Origin of the sequence: Pseudomonas sp. GM50 (genome assembly GCF_000282375.1) — a bacterium.
Classification (GTDB): Bacteria; Pseudomonadota; Gammaproteobacteria; order Pseudomonadales; family Pseudomonadaceae; genus Aquipseudomonas.
Genome location: NZ_AKJK01000141.1, coordinates 1 through 17,147 on the forward strand (window position 1 = coordinate 1; position 17,147 = coordinate 17,147).

A 17,147-nucleotide genomic window follows, 5' to 3' on the forward strand; every position below is an offset into this window, starting at 1 on the left:
GGCGGCCCCCGCCGCACCGACTGCCCCGAAAGCGGCAGGCGACAGCTCCGATATTACCGACGACGAGTTCGAAGCACTGCTCGACCAGTTGCACGGTAAAGGCAACTTTGCCGTCGATGCATTGGAGTCGGCAATTTCCGCCGTACCAGCCCCGGCTGCGCCAACCGCTAAAGCGGCCGGCGGCGATCTGATCTCGGATCATGAGTTCGAATCGCTGCTCGACGAATTGCACGGTAAAGGCAAATTCACCGAGGTCGGCACTGGCGCAGTGGTTTCTGCTCCTGTCGCCAAGGCGCCAGCACCGGCTGCGAAACCTGTGGCCAAAGCACCCGAGCCAAAAGCCGAAGCGCCGAAACCGGCCGCCGCTGCTGCACCGGCCCCGGCCCGTGCCCCGTCTGCGCCACCACCAGAAAAACCGGCCAGCGAAGCCGAGACCACCGTGCGGGTCGATACCGCGCGTCTCGACGAAATCATGAACATGGTCGGCGAGTTGGTACTGGTGCGTAACCGCCTGGTCCGTCTGGGCCTCAACAGCGGCGACGAAGCCATGTCCAAGGCCGTGTCGAACCTCGACGTGGTCACGGCCGACCTGCAGACCGCGGTCATGAAGACCCGTATGCAGCCGATCAAGAAAGTCTTCGGGCGCTTCCCGCGTCTGGTTCGCGACCTGGCTCGCCAGCTCAAGAAAGAGATCAACCTGGAGCTGGTCGGCGAAGAAACCGACCTCGACAAGAACCTCGTCGAGGCCCTGGCCGACCCGCTGGTCCACTTGGTGCGCAACTCGGTCGACCACGGTATTGAAGAACCGGCTGAGCGCGAAGCGATGGGCAAGCCTCGCAGCGGCAAGGTGATCCTGTCCGCGGAACAGGAAGGCGATCACATCCTGCTGTCCATCTCCGATGATGGCAAAGGTATGGACGCCGATGTTCTGCGCGGTATTGCCGTGAAGAAAGGCCTGATGGACAAGGATGCGGCGGACCGTCTCAGCGAGTCGGATTGCTTCAACCTGATCTTCGCGCCGGGCTTCTCGACCAAGACCGAAATTTCCGACGTCTCCGGGCGCGGCGTGGGCATGGACGTGGTGAAAACCAAGATCGCCCAGCTCAACGGCACCATCAATATCTACTCGACCAAGGGCAAGGGCTCGAAGATTGTCATCAAGGTCCCGTTGACCCTGGCGATCATGCCGACGCTGATGGTCATGCTCGGCAACCAGGCGTTCGCGTTCCCGCTGGTGAACGTCAACGAGATCTTCCACCTCGACCTGTCGCGCACCAACGTGGTGGACGGCCAGGAAGTGGTGATCGTGCGGGACAAGGCGTTGCCGCTGTTCTACCTCAAGCGCTGGCTGGTCAGCTCCGCTGCTCACGAAGAGCAGCGCGAAGGCCACGTGGTGATTCTTTCGGTGGGCACTCAGCGGATCGGCTTTGTCGTCGATCAACTGGTGGGCCAGGAAGAAGTGGTCATCAAGCCATTGGGCAAAATGCTCCAGGGAACCCCGGGCATGTCCGGCGCCACCATCACCGGTGACGGCCGCATTGCGCTGATTCTCGATGTTCCGAGCATGCTCAAGCGTTACGCCGCACGGCGTATTTGATTCTGGGGGAGCGGGGCGACTGAGCCTCGCCCCGTCTAACGGAGTGTTTATGGCAGTCAAAGTCCTGGTGGTGGACGATTCGGGGTTTTTCCGCCGCCGCGTCTCGGAAATTCTTTCAGCGGATTCGAATATCCAGGTCGTCGGTACGGCGACCAACGGCAAAGAGGCGATCGATCAGGCACTGGCTCTCAAGCCAGACGTGATCACCATGGACTACGAGATGCCGATGATGGATGGCATCACCGCAGTGCGGCACATCATGCAGCGCTGCCCGACCCCGGTGTTGATGTTCTCCTCGCTGACTCACGAAGGCGCGCGGGTCACCCTCGATGCGCTGGACGCCGGCGCGGTGGACTTCCTGCCGAAGAATTTCGAAGACATCTCGCGTAACCCGGAGAAGGTCAAGCAACTGCTGTGCGAGAAGATTCTCAGCATCTCGCGCAGTAACCGTCGTGTCGGCGCCTACAGTGCCCCGGCTCCAGTGGCCGCACCAGCCCCGACGCCTGCGCCTTCGAGCGTCAGCAGCTACGGCAGCAGCAGTGCGCCTGCGCGTCCGGCCCCGCCACCGATTCCGGCTCGCACCCATGCAGCGACTCCATCGTCGCCTGCGCCGAAACGCAAAGCCTACAAACTGGTCGCCATCGGTACCTCCACCGGTGGCCCGGTTGCCCTGCAACGGGTGCTGACGCAGTTGCCGGCCAACTTCCCGGCGCCGATCGTGCTGATCCAGCACATGCCAGCAGCCTTCACCAAGGCTTTCGCCGAGCGTCTGGACAAACTGTGCCGCATCAGCGTCAAGGAAGCCGAAGATGGCGACATCCTGCGTCCGGGCCTGGCGCTGCTGGCTCCGGGTGGCAAGCAAATGATGATCGACGGCCGTGGCGCGGTGAAAATCCTGCCAGGCGACGAGCGTCTGAACTACAAACCGTGCGTGGACATCACCTTTGGCTCCGCGGCCAAGTCCTACGGCGACAAAGTTCTGGCGGTGGTGCTGACCGGCATGGGCGCCGACGGTCGCGAAGGCGCGCGTCTGCTCAAGCAGGGCGGCAGTGCGATCTGGGCCCAGGATGAAGCCAGCTGCGTGATCTACGGCATGCCGATGGCCATCGTCAAAGCCGACCTGGCAGATGCGATCTACGGTCTGGAAGATATTGGCAAGCACCTGGTCGAGGCGTGTCTCTGATGGATGTACTCAGCCTTATCGGGATCATCATGGCGTTCGTCGCCATCATTGGCGGCAACTACCTTGAAGGCGGTCACCTCGGCGCGCTGGCCAACGGCCCGGCAGCGTTGATCGTACTCGGTGGGACTATCGGTGCGGCGCTGCTGCAATCACCGATGAGCGCCTTCAAGCGCGCGATGCAGATTCTCGCCTGGATCCTGTTTCCACCGCGCGTGGATCTGGCCGGCGGCATCGATCGCGTAGTGAACTGGAGCCTGACCGCCCGCAAGGAAGGTTTGCTCGGTCTGGAAGGGGTGGCCGACGCCGAACCCGATAGCTACTCGCGCAAAGGTCTGCAACTGCTGGTGGACGGCGCCGAGCCGGAAGCAATTCGCAGCATTCTGGAAGTGGATTTCTACACCCAGGAAAGCCGCGACATCGAAGCCGCCAAAGTCTTTGAAAGCATGGGCGGCTACGCGCCGACCATCGGCATCATCGGTGCGGTGATGGGCCTGATCCACGTCATGGGCAACCTGGCCGATCCGTCGCAACTGGGCAGCGGCATTGCCGTCGCCTTTGTCGCCACCATCTATGGCGTGGCCAGTGCCAACCTGATCTTGCTGCCGGTTGCCGCCAAGCTCAAGTCCATCGCGTTGCGGCAGTCGCGTTATCGCGAGATGTTGCTGGAAGGGATTCTGTCGATCGCCGAAGGTGAAAACCCTCGCTCTATTGAGTTGAAGCTTCAGGGCTTCATGGATTAAGGGAATAACCTCATGGCTCGTCGTCGGCAACCTGAAGAACACGTAAACCATGAACGCTGGCTCGTTTCATACGCCGACTTCATTACCTTGCTGTTCGCTTTCTTCGTGGTGATGTACTCGATCTCTTCGATCAACGAAGGCAAGTACAAGATCATTTCCGAGGCGTTGATCGGGGTATTTACCGACTCCGATCGCGCCCTCAAGCCGATTCCTATTGGTGAAGAGCGACCGAAGACCGTGACCCCGGCCAAGCCGCTGGTCAAGGACAGCGAACAGATCGACGCCGGTATCGCCCAGGCTGCCAACGATCCGCTCAAAAGCATTGCCGATGACATCAGCGCGGCGTTCGGCGACTTGATCAGCTCCAAACAGATGACCGTGCGCGGCAATGAGTTGTGGGTCGAGATCGAACTCAATTCCAGTCTGTTGTTCGGCAGTGGCGACGCCATGCCCAGCGACATCGCCTTCAACATTATCGACAAGGTCGCCGCGATCCTCAGGCCGTTCGACAACCCGATCCACGTCGAAGGCTTTACCGACGATCAACCGATTCGCACCGCGCAATACCCGACCAACTGGGAACTGTCCTCGGCCCGTTCGGCGAGCATCGTGCGCATGCTGGCGATACAGGGCGTTAACCCGGGGCGCTTGGCGTCGGTGGGTTACGGTGAGTTCCAGCCTGTGGCCAACAACGCCACCGCCGAAGGCCGGGCGCGTAACCGTCGGGTGGTGCTGGTGGTGTCACGAAATCTCGATGTACGACGCAGCCTCACCGGCACCGGAACGGCTCATGCACAACCGGATGCCGCGTTGAAGCGGGCTGGCACACAAACTGCACCGACCCCGGTCAAGTCGCCGGGACGAGAGAGTGCCGTCAATTCTCCGTCACCCGCATTAACACGTTGAGCTAATTCTCGGTCGACCTTTTCGACCGGGAGGAACAATTCGAATGAGAGTCTGGGCAGTCGCCAATCAAAAAGGTGGTGTCGGTAAAACCACTTCCTCCATCGCTTTAGCCGGTTTGCTGGCTGAGGCGGGCAAGCGCGTGGTTGTGGTCGATCTCGACCCCCATGGCTCCATGACCAGCTACTTCGGTTACGACCCCGACAGCCTGGAACACAGCAGCTACGACTTGTTTCTGCACAAGGGCAGCGTGCCGCAAGGCTTGCCCGGTCAGTTGTTGATGCCCACCAGTGATGAACGCATTTCCCTGTTGCCATCGAGCACCGCGCTGGCAACCCTTGAGCGCCAATCGCCGGGCCAGAGTGGTTTGGGCCTGGTGATCGCCAAGAGCCTGGCGCAGTTGTGGCAGGACTTCGATTACGCGGTGATCGACAGCCCGCCGTTGCTCGGCGTGCTGATGGTCAATGCCTTGGCGGCCAGCCAGCAGTTGGTGATTCCGGTGCAGACCGAACACTTGGCGGTCAAAGGCCTGGAACGCATGGTCAATACCCTGGCGATGATCAACCGCTCGCGCAAACAGGCGTTGCCGTTCAGCATCGTGCCGACCTTGTTCGACCGCCGCACCCAGGCGTCCCTCGGCACCCTTCGCGTGCTGCGCGACAAGTACCCGGAAGAAATCTGGCAAGGCTACATCCCGATCGATACTCGCTTGCGTGACGCGAGCCGGGCAGGGCTGACGCCTTCGCAATTCGACGGCAAAAGCCGTGGCGTTCTCGCTTATCGCGCACTGCTCAAGCATTTGCTGGCGCAGCAACTTGTTCCGGCGGTGGCCTGATGAACACAGTTCCTGTAGGAGCGAGGCTTGCCCGCGAAGAACGATTACGCGATTTAACTGTAGATACCGTGGTGCTGCCTTCGCGGGCAAGCCTCGCTCCTACAGGGGGGGGCTTTTCATGAATCGCCCGGTGAAGATCACCTCGCGTCCGCAACTGGCCCTTCAGTCTTATCTGGACGCCTTGCTGCAGGACGCGACCGAAGAGTTGCCGCCAGAAATCGAGGCGCTGCCCGAGGTTGTCGAAGTTGAAGCCGCGCTGGATGAGTTCCAGGCTGCCGTGCTTGAAGAGCAGGCCCGTGATGCGCAGAAACCGGCCGTGGCCGCTGCACCCATCGTTGCGCCAGTGGTGAAAGCACCGGTGGCCCTGATCGACGCGCCGGCACCGATTCTGGCGCCCGTGTCGACGATTGCCCCGCTGCTGCAAGCGTTGGTGCCGCCGGTGGTTGAAGTTCATCTGCCGCCAAGCAACACGCCGCCACCGGTGGAAACCGACGGTCGTCCGGCATGGGCTGCCGAGCCGTTCGAATGCCTGTTGTTCGACGTCGCCGGGTTGACCCTGGCGGTGCCGCTGGTGTGCCTGGGCTCTATTTATTCCCTGGCCGGTCACGAACTGACGCCGTTGTTCGGTCAGCCGGAATGGTTCCTCGGAATCCTGCCGAGCCAGGCCGGCAACCTGAAAGTTTTGGATACTGCGCGCTGGGTCATGCCGGACCGCTACCGCGATGATTTCCGCCAGGGCCTGCAATACGTTATTTCGGTTCAGGGCTACGAGTGGGGGCTGGCGGTGCATCAGGTCAGCCGCTCGTTGCGCCTGGACCCGAACGAAATCAAATGGCGCAGTCACCGTGGCCAGCGGCCATGGCTCGCCGGAACGGTGATTGAGCACATGTGTGCGCTGCTGGACGTTTCCGCCCTGGCCGAGTTGATCGCCAGCGGCGGGGCAAAGCACATGAGCGGCAGCAAGCCGCTACACAAACCGACATAGCTGCCGACATAACAAGTATGCGACGGCATTGTTGAATGCTGCCTACAGAACACACACCGCCAGAGGCGGTTTTTCGAGGGGTCAGGGTATGAGTAATCAAGCGACGAATGCAAAAGGTTCTGAAGATCCGATCCTGCAATGGGTAACCTTCAAACTGGACAATGAAACCTACGGCATCAACGTGATGCGCGTTCAGGAAGTCCTGCGTTACACCGAAATCGCCCCGGTCCCGGGTGCTCCGAGCTACGTGCTGGGCATCATCAACCTGCGCGGTAACGTGGTCACCGTGATCGACACCCGTCAGCGCTTCGGCCTGATGAATGCCGAGATCAGCGACAACACCCGCATCGTCATCATCGAAGCCGACAAGCAAGTGGTCGGGATCATGGTCGACAGCGTGGCTGAAGTGGTTTACCTGCGTCAGTCGGAAATCGAGACCGCGCCGAATGTCGGTAACGAAGAGTCCGCCAAGTTCATTCAAGGCGTGTGCAACAAGAACAACGAACTGCTGATCCTGGTCGAACTGGACAAGATGATGAGCGAAGAAGAATGGTCGGAACTGGAGAGTATCTGATTGATTCTTGAGGTAGCTGTCATTGTCCTGTTCCTCTTCTGGGCAGGCACGCTGGCGATGTTCCTGGCGTACATCCGCGCTCAGCGGCAGATCGCCGCGCAACAGGCCCAGGGCGATGCGCTGCGCGATCAGCGCATCAAGGACCTGGCCAAACGCGTCGACGACTACCAGAACGGCAACGTGCGCATGGGTGAAGACCTGCACGAACTGCGCGCCGTCGTCGGGCCGTTACCGGACAAACTGGCTCAGCTGGAACAGCGTGATCCGTCGAGTCTTTCATTCGCTCAGGCAGCACGCCTGGTAGGGATGGGGGCCAGTGTCGATGAACTGACTCAGTCTTGCGGGTTGACCCAGGCTGAGGCGGAGTTGATGAGCAAGTTGCACAGAAACTGATAACAACGATTCAGTTGAGATCGCTATCGCGAGCAGGCTCGCTCCCACAAGGGATTGGGGTGGACACAGAATGTGTGAACGCCGCCACTCCCCCTGTGGGAGCGAGCCTGCTCGCGATGGCGTCTTCGAAACCTCAGTAATCATCCCCGCGCTCGGTGACGTCCTTCTCGACCATCACCGCATGCGGATCATGCCCTGCCGGAAACTTGCCCTTCAAATTCCACGCAAACGCAATGATCTCGGCAATCGTGCGGTACAACTCTTCCGGAATACTCTCCCCCAATTCCATCCGCGCCAGCAGTTTCACCAGCTCGGCGTTTTCGTAGATCGGCACTTCGCAGTCGCGGGCAATCTGCAGAATGGCTTCGGCCAGTTCCTCATCACCTTTTGCCGTAAGGGTAGGGGCGTGGCTGCCGTCGTATTTGAGGGCGATGGCCTGGCGCGGTGTAGTGGACTTGTTCATGCGGTTTCGTCGACCCAGCGTTGTTCGAGGAGGGTTTGAGGGCCTTGAGGCGGTGTGCCGAGGTGGCAATCCAGATCGCCGACGTTCAGGCCTGACGCCAACAGGCGTTCGCGCAGCCCGGCCAGATTGCTTTCGATCAGGCTGGCGGTGTACGGCCGCTCGGCCCACAGCTGGCTGGAGAGGCTGCCTTTGATCAGCTGCGCCTGAATCTGCAACGGCCCTAAGGGCTCCATGTCGAACGCCAGCTCGACGCGCCACAACTGTTGCTTGGGTTCGCGTTCGTCGCGGCGCTCTTGCGGTTGTTCTTTCTCGGGTGCTTCTTCGCGCTGGAATTTGACCTGCAACGGCACGATGTCCTGCAGGTTGCGCATGGGGATTTCCAGTTGCCAGGTGTTGAGCAGGCGACCATCGTCGGTGACGCCAGTCTGTTCCAGGCTCGACAGTTGATGGCTTTGCAGGCGTGAAACGGCCGCGGCTGCCAAACGCAGCAAGTGCTCCAGATCGTTTTCACCGTCCTGACTTTGCAGCAGACGCTCCGGGAGCGGGAAACTGGTCGGCAACGGTTTGGCGCTGACTTGCCCAAGCATTCCCAGAGCGCTGCGCACGAAACTCGGCAGCGCTTGCGCCAGTGTATTGGCGGCGATGATCGCGTTGAGATTGGTGTTGGCCGGCAGGCTCGGCGTCAGTTGTGCGATCAACTTGAGCAGGTCGCCCTTCATGTCGGGTGTCAGCGTCGGGTTTTGACCGACGAGGAGTTTCGCTTCGAGGAACAGGCCGCTGTTGGCCAATGCCTGGGCCAGGCCTTTGGGCGTACTCAGTTGCTGAATGTCTGGCAGGCCGGCGAGCAGTTTGTCCACGGCGGCGCGCAGGTCGCTGGAGGTCTGATCCGACGGCGGCAGGTTCTGCAGGACTTTGATCAAGCCATCCAGAGAACCCTGGCGACTTTGCTGGCTGACCAGTTGCTGTGTCACCGCCAACTGTTCCTGGCGGCTGCTCAACGGGACGAATTTCAGGGTCTGGGTGTCTTGCACCAAGGCGCTCAGCAAGGTGCCGATGCGCAGTGGCGTCGGGCTGTCGATGCTCAGCGTGCTGCCACTCAGTGCAGTGTTGAGCAGGCTCACCATCGAGCGATATACCGTCGGCTGGCCCGGCACCTGTGGCATCACCTGAGCGGTCACTACTTTGCCTTGCAGCAACGTACCGACCGGCAGTTGTGCCGTGTCGATGCGGGTGAGGGTAGCGACGTTGGAGGCGATGGCCTGTTGCACCGTGATGGCCAGGTTGCTCGCTGACGGTTGGGTGATCGCCAGGCTAGTGCCTTGGGGCAGCGGCTGGGTGCTGGTGGCCTGAACGGTGGTCTGGCGGCCGCTGTCGAGGGTGACCTTGAGCAACAGTTGAAAAGTCTGATCCGTCTGCTTGAGCGAGAGCACTTCAGCCTTGGCGGTTTGCCCAACGGAGATCAGGCCCTCCATCGGCGTCAGCAGCTTGAGTAGCTCACCACTCACCACCAGCGGCCGCGAAGTCGCGGGCGTGGTCGGCGGCAGCGGGAGGATGTTCATTTCGCCTGTCATACGCGGTCACAACCTGAGGAAAATGCACTCTTTAGAGTAGGGCATGGCATGTATAATGCCGCCCGTCTTTCGGGGAGTGGCGAAAACATTGCATTTGTTTGACGCAGCTCTCTAGAACAAGCCGCCAATGCATCTATGCTGCATCTCTTTAGCGGCCGCTCCGCCGCCGACTTGAACCGCAAAAGGCCCGTGATCTCTTGACCAGTCCTGTCCTGCAAACCGTTGCCCTTGCCTGTGAGCGAGACCTTCGGCTGCTCTTCGAAAATCTCGAATTGAGACTGGCCAGTGGCGAAATGTTGCAAATCAGCGGCCCCAACGGCAGTGGCAAGACCAGTCTTTTACGTCTGTTATGCGGTTTGATGCACCCGACCGCCGGTCAAGTGTTGCTCAATGGCCAGCCGCTGAACGATCAGCGTCTTGAACTGGCGCGCAATCTGCTGTGGATCGGCCATGCGGCCGGGATCAAGGACCTGCTGACACCAGAAGAGAACCTGAGCTGGCTCTGTGCGCTGCATCAACCGGCGTCGCATGACGCCATTTGGCAGGCGCTGGGTGCTGTCGGGCTGCGCGGTTTCGAGGATGTTCCCTGCCACACGCTCTCCGCCGGGCAACAACGCCGCGTCGCGTTGGCGCGCTTGTATCTGGACGGCCCGTCGCTGTGGATCCTCGATGAGCCGTTCACCGCGCTCGACAAACAAGGCGTGGCGCAACTCGAAGAACACCTGGCTGCGCACTGCGAGCGGGGTGGCATGGTGGTTCTCACCACTCACCACACGCTGACCCGGATGCCGGCCGGCTATCGCGATATTGATCTGGGGAACTGGGCCGTATGAGTGTTTTCGGCCTGTTGGTCGCCCGCGAGGCACGTTTGCTGTTCCGCCGTCCTGCCGAATTGGCGAATCCGCTGGTGTTCTTCGCCATCGTTGTCTCTTTGTTCCCGTTGGCGGTCGGTCCTGAGACTCAATTGTTGCAAACCTTGTCCCCGGGGCTGGTCTGGGTGGCAGCACTTTTATCGGTTTTGCTCTCGCTGGACGGGCTTTTCCGCAGTGATTTCGAAGACGGATCGCTTGAACAGTGGGTCCTTTCGTCGCACCCCCTGCCTCTTCTGGTTTTGGCCAAGGTACTGGCACACTGGGCCTTTTCCGGCCTGGCACTGGTTTTGCTCGCACCCCTGCTGGCGTTGATGCTCGGTTTGCCAACCGCCTGTCTGCCGGTGTTGCTGCTTTCTTTATTGCTGGGTACACCGGTGCTGAGCCTGCTCGGTGCGGTGGGCGCAGCGCTGACGGTAGGATTGAAGCGCGGCGGCCTGTTGCTGGCGCTGCTGATTCTTCCGCTGTACATCCCGGTGTTGATTCTCGGCAGTGGCGCCTTACAGGCGGCATTGCAGGGCATGCCGGCGACCGGTTATCTCTTGTGGCTTGGTAGCCTGACCGCCCTGGCGATAACCCTGACACCTTTTGCAATAGCTGCTGGCCTGAAGATCAGCGTCGGCGAATAATGAGGTCTGGTTATTTTTTAACCAGTAAAGACCCTTTGGCTGCTTCGTGATGACGAGCAGCACCCGTGATGGAAACAGCAATGAACTGGACCTGGTTTCATAAGCTCGGCTCACCCAAATGGTTTTACGGCATCAGTGGCAAACTGCTGCCGTGGCTGAGCGTCGCGGCGTTGCTGCTGATTAGCGTCGGCGTGGTCTGGGGCCTGGCCTTCGCGCCGCCGGACTACCAGCAAGGCAACAGCTTTCGCATCATTTACATCCACGTTCCCGCCGCCATGCTGGCGCAGTCCATCTACGTGATGCTGGCCGTGTGCGGCATCGTCGGGCTGGTCTGGAAGATGAAGCTGGCCGACGTCGCCCTGCAATGTGCCGCGCCGATCGGTGCCTGGATGACCGCCGTGGCGCTGGTCACCGGTGCAATCTGGGGCAAACCGACCTGGGGGTCGTGGTGGGTCTGGGATGCGCGACTAACGTCCATGCTGATTCTGCTGTTTCTGTACTTCGGTCTTATTGCGCTGGGCAACGCCATCAGCAATCGTGACAGCGCCGCCAAGGCCTGCGCGGTATTGGCGATTGTCGGCGTGATCAACATCCCGATCATCAAGTACTCGGTGGAGTGGTGGAACACCCTGCACCAGGGCGCGACCTTCACCCTCACCGAAAAACCGGCGATGCCCGCCGAGATGTGGCTGCCACTGCTGCTGACGGCGCTGGGTTTCTACTGTTTCTTCGGCGCGGTGCTGTTGCTGCGCATGCGCCTTGAAGTGCTCAAGCGCGAAGCCCGGGCGAGCTGGGTGAAAGCCGAAGTGCAGAACAGCCTGGAGGTCGCTCGATGAGTTTCGCTTCATTCGGCGATTTTCTCGCCATGGGCCATCACGGCCTGTATGTCTGGTCAGCCTATGGCATTAGCCTGGCGGTGCTGGCCCTCAACGTGGCGGCGCCGATCCTGGCCCGCAAGCGGTATCTGCAACAAGAGGCGCGTCGTCTGCGCCGGGAGAACGGCAAGTGAATCCCCTGCGTAAAAAGCGTCTTATCATCATTTTCGCGATCCTGGTCGGTGTCGGCGCTGCCGTTGGCCTGGCCTTGAGCGCCTTGAAGCAGAACATCAATCTGTTTTACACCCCGACCCAGATCGCCAACGGCGAAGCGCCGCAAGACACACGAATCCGCGCGGGCGGCATGGTCGAGAAAGGTTCGCTGCAACGTTCCGGCGATTCCCTGGACGTGAAATTCATCGTCACCGACTTCAACAAATCCGTGACTATCAGCTATCGCGGCATCCTGCCGGATCTGTTCCGTGAAGGGCAGGGCATCGTCGCCCTGGGCAAGCTCAACGCTGACGGTGTGGTGGTGGCCGATGAAGTACTGGCCAAGCACGACGAGAAGTACATGCCACCAGAAGTGACCAAAGCGCTGAAAGACAGTGGTCAATCCGCCCCAACACCCGTGAAGGAGGGTTGATCCATGACTTCCGGCATCTTTATCCCCGAACTCGGCCACCTGGCCATGATCCTCGCGTTGTGTTTCGCGCTGGTTCAAGCCGTGGTGCCGTTGCTCGGTGCCTGGCGCGGCGATCGCTTGTGGATGAGCCTGGCCCAGCCGGCCGCGTGGGGCCAGTTCGCGTTTCTGTTGTTCGCGTTTGGTTGCCTGACCTACGCCTTCATGGCCGATGACTTCTCCGTCGCTTATGTAGCCAGCAACTCCAACAGCGCCTTGCCTTGGTACTACAAGTTCAGCGCAGTGTGGGGGGCTCACGAAGGTTCGTTGCTGCTGTGGGCGTTGATTCTCGGCGGCTGGACCTTCGCGGTGTCGGTGTTCTCCCGGCAGTTGCCGCAAGTGATGCTGGCTCGCGTATTGGCGGTGATGGGCATGATCAGCACCGGTTTCCTGCTGTTCCTGATCCTGACGTCTAACCCTTTCGCCCGAATCCTGCCGCAGATGCCGACGGATGGCCGCGACCTTAATCCACTGCTGCAAGACATCGGCCTGATCGTTCACCCGCCGATGCTGTACATGGGCTATGTCGGTTTCTCCGTGGCGTTTGCCTTCGCCATCGCCGCGCTGCTGGGCGGTCGCCTCGATGCGGCGTGGGCGCGCTGGTCGCGTCCGTGGACCATCGTCGCCTGGGCCTTCCTCGGTATCGGTATTACGTTGGGCTCCTGGTGGGCCTACTACGAACTCGGCTGGGGCGGCTGGTGGTTCTGGGACCCGGTAGAAAACGCATCCTTCATGCCTTGGCTGGTGGGCACGGCGCTGATTCACTCGTTGGCGGTCACGGAAAAACGTGGCGTGTTCAAGAGCTGGACGGTGTTGCTGGCGATCGCCGCGTTCTCGTTGAGTTTGCTCGGGACCTTCCTCGTGCGTTCCGGCGTGCTGACCTCGGTTCACGCCTTTGCGTCCGATCCTGAACGCGGTGTGTTCATCCTGATCTTCCTGCTGTTTGTGGTCGGTGGTTCGCTGACGTTGTTCGCCTTGCGCGCGCCGGTGGTCAAGAGCCATGTCGGCTTCAACCTCTGGTCTCGGGAAACCCTGCTGCTGGGCAATAACCTGGTGCTGGTGGTGGCCGCTTCGATGATCCTGCTCGGCACTTTGTATCCATTGATCCTCGATGCGATGACCGGCGCCAAATTGTCGGTCGGCCCGCCGTACTTCAACGCGCTGTTCATTCCATTGATGGCGATACTGATGGTGGTGATGGCGGTTGGCATGCTGGTGCGCTGGAAAGACACCCCGGTCAAGTGGCTGATGAGCATGTTGACCCCGGTGTTGCTCGGCAGCGCTGCGCTGGCTGTCGTGGCAGGCGTCGCTTACGGCGATTTCAACTGGGCGGTGCTGGCGACGTTCATGCTCGCCGCCTGGGTGTTGCTGGCCGGTGTGCGGGACATTTTCGACAAGACTCGCCACAAAGGCCTGATCAAAGGCCTGCCGACCCTGACCCGCAGCTATTGGGGCATGCAAGTCGCGCATTTGGGCATTGCCGTGTGCGCGCTGGGTGTCGTGTTGTCGAGCCAGAACAGTGCCGAGCGTGATCTGCGCCTGGCGCCGGGTGAATCCATGAGCCTGGCCGGTTATCAGTTTGTGTTCGAAGGTGCCAAGCACTTCGAAGGGCCGAACTTCACGTCCGACAAGGGCACCGTACGGGTGATCCGCGACGGCAAGGAAGTCAGCGTGCTGCACCCGGAAAAACGCCTCTACACCGTGCAGAACTCGGTGATGACCGAAGCCGGGATCGACGCCGGTTTCACCCGTGACCTTTACGTCGCATTGGGCGAGCCGCTGGGCGAGGGCGCCTGGGCGGTTCGTGTGCACGTCAAGCCGTTTGTGCGCTGGATCTGGTTCGGCGGTCTGCTTACAGGTTTCGGTGGTTTGCTGGCGGCGCTGGATCGCCGTTATCGGGTCAAGGTGAAAAGCCGCGTGCGTGAAGCGCTTGGCATGACGGGAGCCACTGCATGAGACGTTGGTTGATGCTGTTGCCACTGGCGATTTTTCTGGTGGTTGCTGTTTTTCTGTATCGGGGGCTGTACCTGAACCCGGCCGAGCTGCCTTCGGCGATGATCAACAAACCGTTCCCGGAGTTTTCGCTGCCCTCGGTGCAGGGTGACAAAACCCTGACCAAAGCGGACATTCTGGGTAAACCGGCACTGGTCAACGTCTGGGGCACCTGGTGCATTTCCTGCCGGGTCGAGCACCCGGTGCTGAACAAACTGGCCGGGCAAGGCGTGGTGATCTACGGCATCAATTACAAGGACGTCAACACCGATGCCTTGAAATGGCTGGCCGAATTCCACAACCCGTATCAACTGGACATCCGTGACGATGCCGGCACCCTGGGCCTGAACCTCGGCGTATACGGCGCGCCGGAAACCTTCTTCATCGACGCCAAGGGCATCATCCGCGACAAATTCGTCGGCGTGATCGACGAGCAAGTCTGGCGCGAAAAACTGGCGGCCAAGTATCAGGCGCTGGTTGATGAGGCCAAGCCATGAAGCGCTGGATTGCCGCCGCTGTTCTGGGCTTGAGCATGGCCGGTGTGGCCCACGCGGCCATCGACACCTACGAGTTCGCCAAAGAAGGCGACCGTGAGCGTTTTCGCGAGCTGACCAAAGAGCTGCGTTGCCCCAAGTGCCAGAATCAGGACATCGCCGATTCCAACGCACCGATCGCCGCCGACCTGCGCAAAGAGATTTTTCGCATGCTCGGCGAGGGCAAGGACAATCAACAGATCATCGATTTCATGGTCGACCGTTACGGTGATTTCGTCCGCTACAAACCTGCCCTCAACGCCAAAACCGCACTGCTCTGGTTCGGCCCCGCCGGCCTGTTGCTGGGCGGTTTTGTGATCATCGCCGTGATCGTCCGCCGTCGTCGCGTGCAACGCACTGATAGCCCGGACACGCTTTCTGCCGAGGAGCGCGAGCGCCTCGACCACCTGTTGGATAAAACCAAGAATGATTGATTTCTGGCTCACTGCAGGCCTGCTGCTCCTGGTTGCCCTGAGTTTTCTGCTGATCCCCGTTCTGCGTGGTCGTCGCGCCCAGCTTGAAGAGGACCGCACGGCACTGAACGTCGCGCTTTATCAGGAGCGCGTGGCTGAGTTGCAGGCTCAGCAGGAAGAGGGCGTGCTCAACGCCGAACAAATGGACACCGGCCGCGCCGAAGCCGCCCGTGAACTGCTCGCCGACACCGAAGGCGTCGAGGCGCCGCGCGTGTCGCGTCTGGGCAAACCGTTGCCATTGCTGGCGGCAATCCTGGTGCCGGTGCTGGGCCTTGGGCTGTACCTGCATTTCGGCGCCAGCGACAAAGTCGAGCTGACCCGCGAGTTCGCCCAGGCGCCGCAGTCGATGGAAGAGATGACCCGGCGCCTGGAGCGTGCGGTCGCGGCCCAACCGGATTCGGCCGAAGGCCTGTACTTCCTCGGCCGCACCTACATGGCTCAGGACCGTCCGGGCGATGCGGCGAAGATCTTCGAACGCACCGTGAACCTGGCTGGTCGTCAGCCAGAACTGCTCGGGCAGTGGGCCCAGGCGCAATACTTCGCCGACGGCAAGAAGTGGTCGGACAAGGTCCAGGCCCTGACCGACGAAGCGCTGAAAGCTGATCCGAAAGAAGTCACCAGCCTCGGTCTGCTGGGCATCGCGGCCTTTGAAAGTGAGCGTTACCAGGACGCCATCGACTACTGGAATCGCCTGCTGGCGCAACTGCCGCCGGATGATAAATCCCGCGTCGCGCTGCAAGGCGGCATTACTCGGGCTGCCGAGAAGCTTGAAGCCAGCGGTGGCAAGGTTGCCCAAGCGCCTGCAGCTAAAGCTGCAGCACTGCTCAAAGTGCAAGTCGAACTTTCGCCAGAGCTGAAAGCCAAGGTCCTGCCGGGTGACAGCGTGTTCATCTTCGCCCGCGCCATCTCCGGCCCGCCCGCGCCGCTGGCCGCCAAGCGTCTGACTGTCGCCGACTTGCCGGCAACCGTCGAACTGGGCGATGCCGACGCCATGATGCCGCAGTTGAAACTGTCGAACTTCCCTGAAGTCCAACTGGTTGCGCGCATCTCCCGCGCCGGCCAACCGACTGCCGGCGAATGGATCGGTCGCAGCCAACCCTTGGCCACCAGCACCACCGCGCAACAAAAACTGATCATCGACAGCCCGGATAAATAACAGGAAGCGCCACCATGACCGCCATCGCTCGTATCACTCTCCTCAGTATGGTTTTGGGGTTAAGCGCCTGTGCGGTCCAGCAGCCCGAGCCCACACGGCTGCCGTCAATCCCGCCTTCGCAGCCGAGCACCAAACCGGCTCCAACGACACCGAGCAAACCGAGTACCCCGGTCAAACCGTCCAAGCCGATTCCACGCACCTCCGCCAGCTTCGCCCCGCCACCGGGGGGCAATAACCATTGGGACGCGAAACTCGGCGTTTACGTTCTCGATGATCAGACCAACACCTTCTACCGCCAGCGCACCTACTACCGCTGGAACAACGGCTGGAGTCGCTCGATCAGCCCGAACGGGCCATGGGAAGAGACAGACATCCATGGCGTGCCGGGTGGGTTGGGCAGGCAATTCGGGCAGTGAATGGAAACGGCGATCTGAGGATCGCCGTTTTGCTTTTTGGGGGCTGAAAAGATCGCAGGCTTCGTCAGCTCCTACAGGATCGCGTACGACGATGAATGGCGTGTGTACGCAAAGGTAGGAGCTGGCGATCTTCGAATCAAACGAAAATCGCAATAAACGAAACCAGGGCTTGTTTAAGGTTCTTTGCCAGCAAGGTCTGGACGTAATCGACAAACGTCCGAGCCTTCGCACTGGCCAGCTCCGGTCCGATCAAATCAACACCCTGTAAAACAACCGAGCGTCGTGATCCGGATTTTTGTGCTTGAGTAAAAGTAACCCTAGGGTTATTTTTGTCGGGC

20 protein-coding genes are annotated in these 17,147 nt (G+C 60.7%); 18 read left to right on the forward strand and 2 right to left on the reverse strand.

Annotated elements, in window-relative coordinates:
- The 8 genes from PMI30_RS01320 to PMI30_RS01285 all read left to right on the forward strand — a co-directional run.
- Positions 1-1,597: chemotaxis protein CheA (locus PMI30_RS01320; protein ID WP_008014922.1), on the forward strand; the 1,597-nt coding region annotated here is incomplete at its 5' end.
- Between the two features lie 49 nt (positions 1,598-1,646).
- Positions 1,647-2,780, forward strand: a complete 1,134-nt coding sequence (locus tag PMI30_RS01315; RefSeq protein WP_008014923.1) for a protein-glutamate methylesterase/protein-glutamine glutaminase — start codon at positions 1,647-1,649, stop codon at positions 2,778-2,780.
- Complete coding sequence (locus PMI30_RS01310) at positions 2,780-3,520, forward strand: flagellar motor protein (protein WP_008014925.1); 741 nt, start codon at positions 2,780-2,782, stop codon at positions 3,518-3,520. Before PMI30_RS01315 ends, PMI30_RS01310 begins: the two co-directional genes overlap by 1 nt.
- A gap of 12 nt (positions 3,521-3,532) precedes the next feature.
- On the forward strand, positions 3,533-4,426 hold the full coding sequence (gene motD / locus PMI30_RS01305) for a flagellar motor protein MotD (protein ID WP_008014927.1): 894 nt from the start codon (positions 3,533-3,535) through the stop codon (positions 4,424-4,426).
- A gap of 43 nt (positions 4,427-4,469) precedes the next feature.
- Positions 4,470-5,258 carry a ParA family protein gene (locus PMI30_RS01300; RefSeq protein ID WP_008014930.1) on the forward strand — a complete coding sequence of 263 codons (789 nt, stop codon included), beginning with the start codon at positions 4,470-4,472 and terminating at the stop codon, positions 5,256-5,258.
- A 118-nt stretch (positions 5,259-5,376) separates the two neighbouring features.
- The gene (locus PMI30_RS01295; protein WP_008014932.1) at positions 5,377-6,243 is read left to right on the forward strand and encodes a CheW domain-containing protein; all 867 of its coding nucleotides are present in this window, start codon (positions 5,377-5,379) and stop codon (positions 6,241-6,243) included.
- An 88-nt stretch (positions 6,244-6,331) separates the two neighbouring features.
- Entirely contained in the window at positions 6,332-6,817 is a 486-nt protein-coding gene (locus PMI30_RS01290) for a chemotaxis protein CheW (protein ID WP_007894224.1), read from the forward strand.
- Positions 6,818-7,210 carry a DUF2802 domain-containing protein gene (locus PMI30_RS01285; protein WP_008014934.1) on the forward strand — a complete coding sequence of 131 codons (393 nt, stop codon included), beginning with the start codon at positions 6,818-6,820 and terminating at the stop codon, positions 7,208-7,210.
- Between the two features lie 133 nt (positions 7,211-7,343).
- Here PMI30_RS01285 and PMI30_RS01280 read toward each other — a convergent pair whose 3' ends face one another.
- Complete coding sequence (locus tag PMI30_RS01280) at positions 7,344-7,673, reverse strand: EscU/YscU/HrcU family type III secretion system export apparatus switch protein (protein ID WP_008014936.1); 330 nt, start codon at positions 7,671-7,673, stop codon at positions 7,344-7,346.
- Positions 7,670-9,244: a flagellar hook-length control protein FliK gene (gene fliK, locus PMI30_RS01275; protein ID WP_008014939.1), complete on the reverse strand. Its 1,575-nt coding sequence runs from the start codon at positions 9,242-9,244 to the stop codon at positions 7,670-7,672. The genes PMI30_RS01280 and fliK overlap by 4 nt, the downstream gene beginning before the upstream one ends.
- A gap of 197 nt (positions 9,245-9,441) precedes the next feature.
- Between fliK and ccmA the strand changes: the two genes are divergently transcribed.
- From ccmA to PMI30_RS01225, 10 genes are all read left to right on the forward strand, one after another.
- Positions 9,442-10,077, forward strand: coding sequence for a cytochrome c biogenesis heme-transporting ATPase CcmA (gene ccmA, locus PMI30_RS01270; protein WP_008014940.1), 636 nt, complete (start codon positions 9,442-9,444; stop codon positions 10,075-10,077).
- Positions 10,074-10,742, forward strand: coding sequence for a heme exporter protein CcmB (ccmB, locus tag PMI30_RS01265; RefSeq protein WP_008014942.1), 669 nt, complete (start codon positions 10,074-10,076; stop codon positions 10,740-10,742). Before ccmA ends, ccmB begins: the two co-directional genes overlap by 4 nt.
- 80 nt (positions 10,743-10,822) lie before the next feature.
- On the forward strand, positions 10,823-11,578 hold the full coding sequence (locus PMI30_RS01260; RefSeq protein ID WP_008014944.1) for a heme ABC transporter permease: 756 nt from the start codon (positions 10,823-10,825) through the stop codon (positions 11,576-11,578).
- Positions 11,575-11,751: a heme exporter protein CcmD gene (ccmD, locus tag PMI30_RS01255; RefSeq protein WP_007894243.1), complete on the forward strand. Its 177-nt coding sequence runs from the start codon at positions 11,575-11,577 to the stop codon at positions 11,749-11,751. The genes PMI30_RS01260 and ccmD overlap by 4 nt, the downstream gene beginning before the upstream one ends.
- Positions 11,748-12,203, forward strand: a complete 456-nt coding sequence (ccmE, locus tag PMI30_RS01250) for a cytochrome c maturation protein CcmE (protein WP_008014947.1) — start codon at positions 11,748-11,750, stop codon at positions 12,201-12,203. Before ccmD ends, ccmE begins: the two co-directional genes overlap by 4 nt.
- Positions 12,204-12,206: 3 nt before the next feature.
- The gene (locus PMI30_RS01245) at positions 12,207-14,195 is read left to right on the forward strand and encodes a heme lyase CcmF/NrfE family subunit (RefSeq protein WP_008014949.1); all 1,989 of its coding nucleotides are present in this window, start codon (positions 12,207-12,209) and stop codon (positions 14,193-14,195) included.
- Entirely contained in the window at positions 14,192-14,728 is a 537-nt protein-coding gene (locus PMI30_RS01240) for a DsbE family thiol:disulfide interchange protein (protein ID WP_008014951.1), read from the forward strand. Before PMI30_RS01245 ends, PMI30_RS01240 begins: the two co-directional genes overlap by 4 nt.
- Positions 14,725-15,198, forward strand: a complete 474-nt coding sequence (locus PMI30_RS01235) for a cytochrome c-type biogenesis protein (protein WP_007894247.1) — start codon at positions 14,725-14,727, stop codon at positions 15,196-15,198. The genes PMI30_RS01240 and PMI30_RS01235 overlap by 4 nt, the downstream gene beginning before the upstream one ends.
- Positions 15,191-16,393 carry a c-type cytochrome biogenesis protein CcmI gene (gene ccmI, locus PMI30_RS01230; protein ID WP_008014955.1) on the forward strand — a complete coding sequence of 401 codons (1,203 nt, stop codon included), beginning with the start codon at positions 15,191-15,193 and terminating at the stop codon, positions 16,391-16,393. Before PMI30_RS01235 ends, ccmI begins: the two co-directional genes overlap by 8 nt.
- Positions 16,394-16,407: 14 nt before the next feature.
- A complete protein-coding gene (locus PMI30_RS01225) occupies positions 16,408-16,809 on the forward strand; it encodes a hypothetical protein (RefSeq protein ID WP_008014957.1) in 402 nt (133 codons plus the stop codon).
- Positions 16,810-17,147 lie beyond the last annotated feature (338 nt).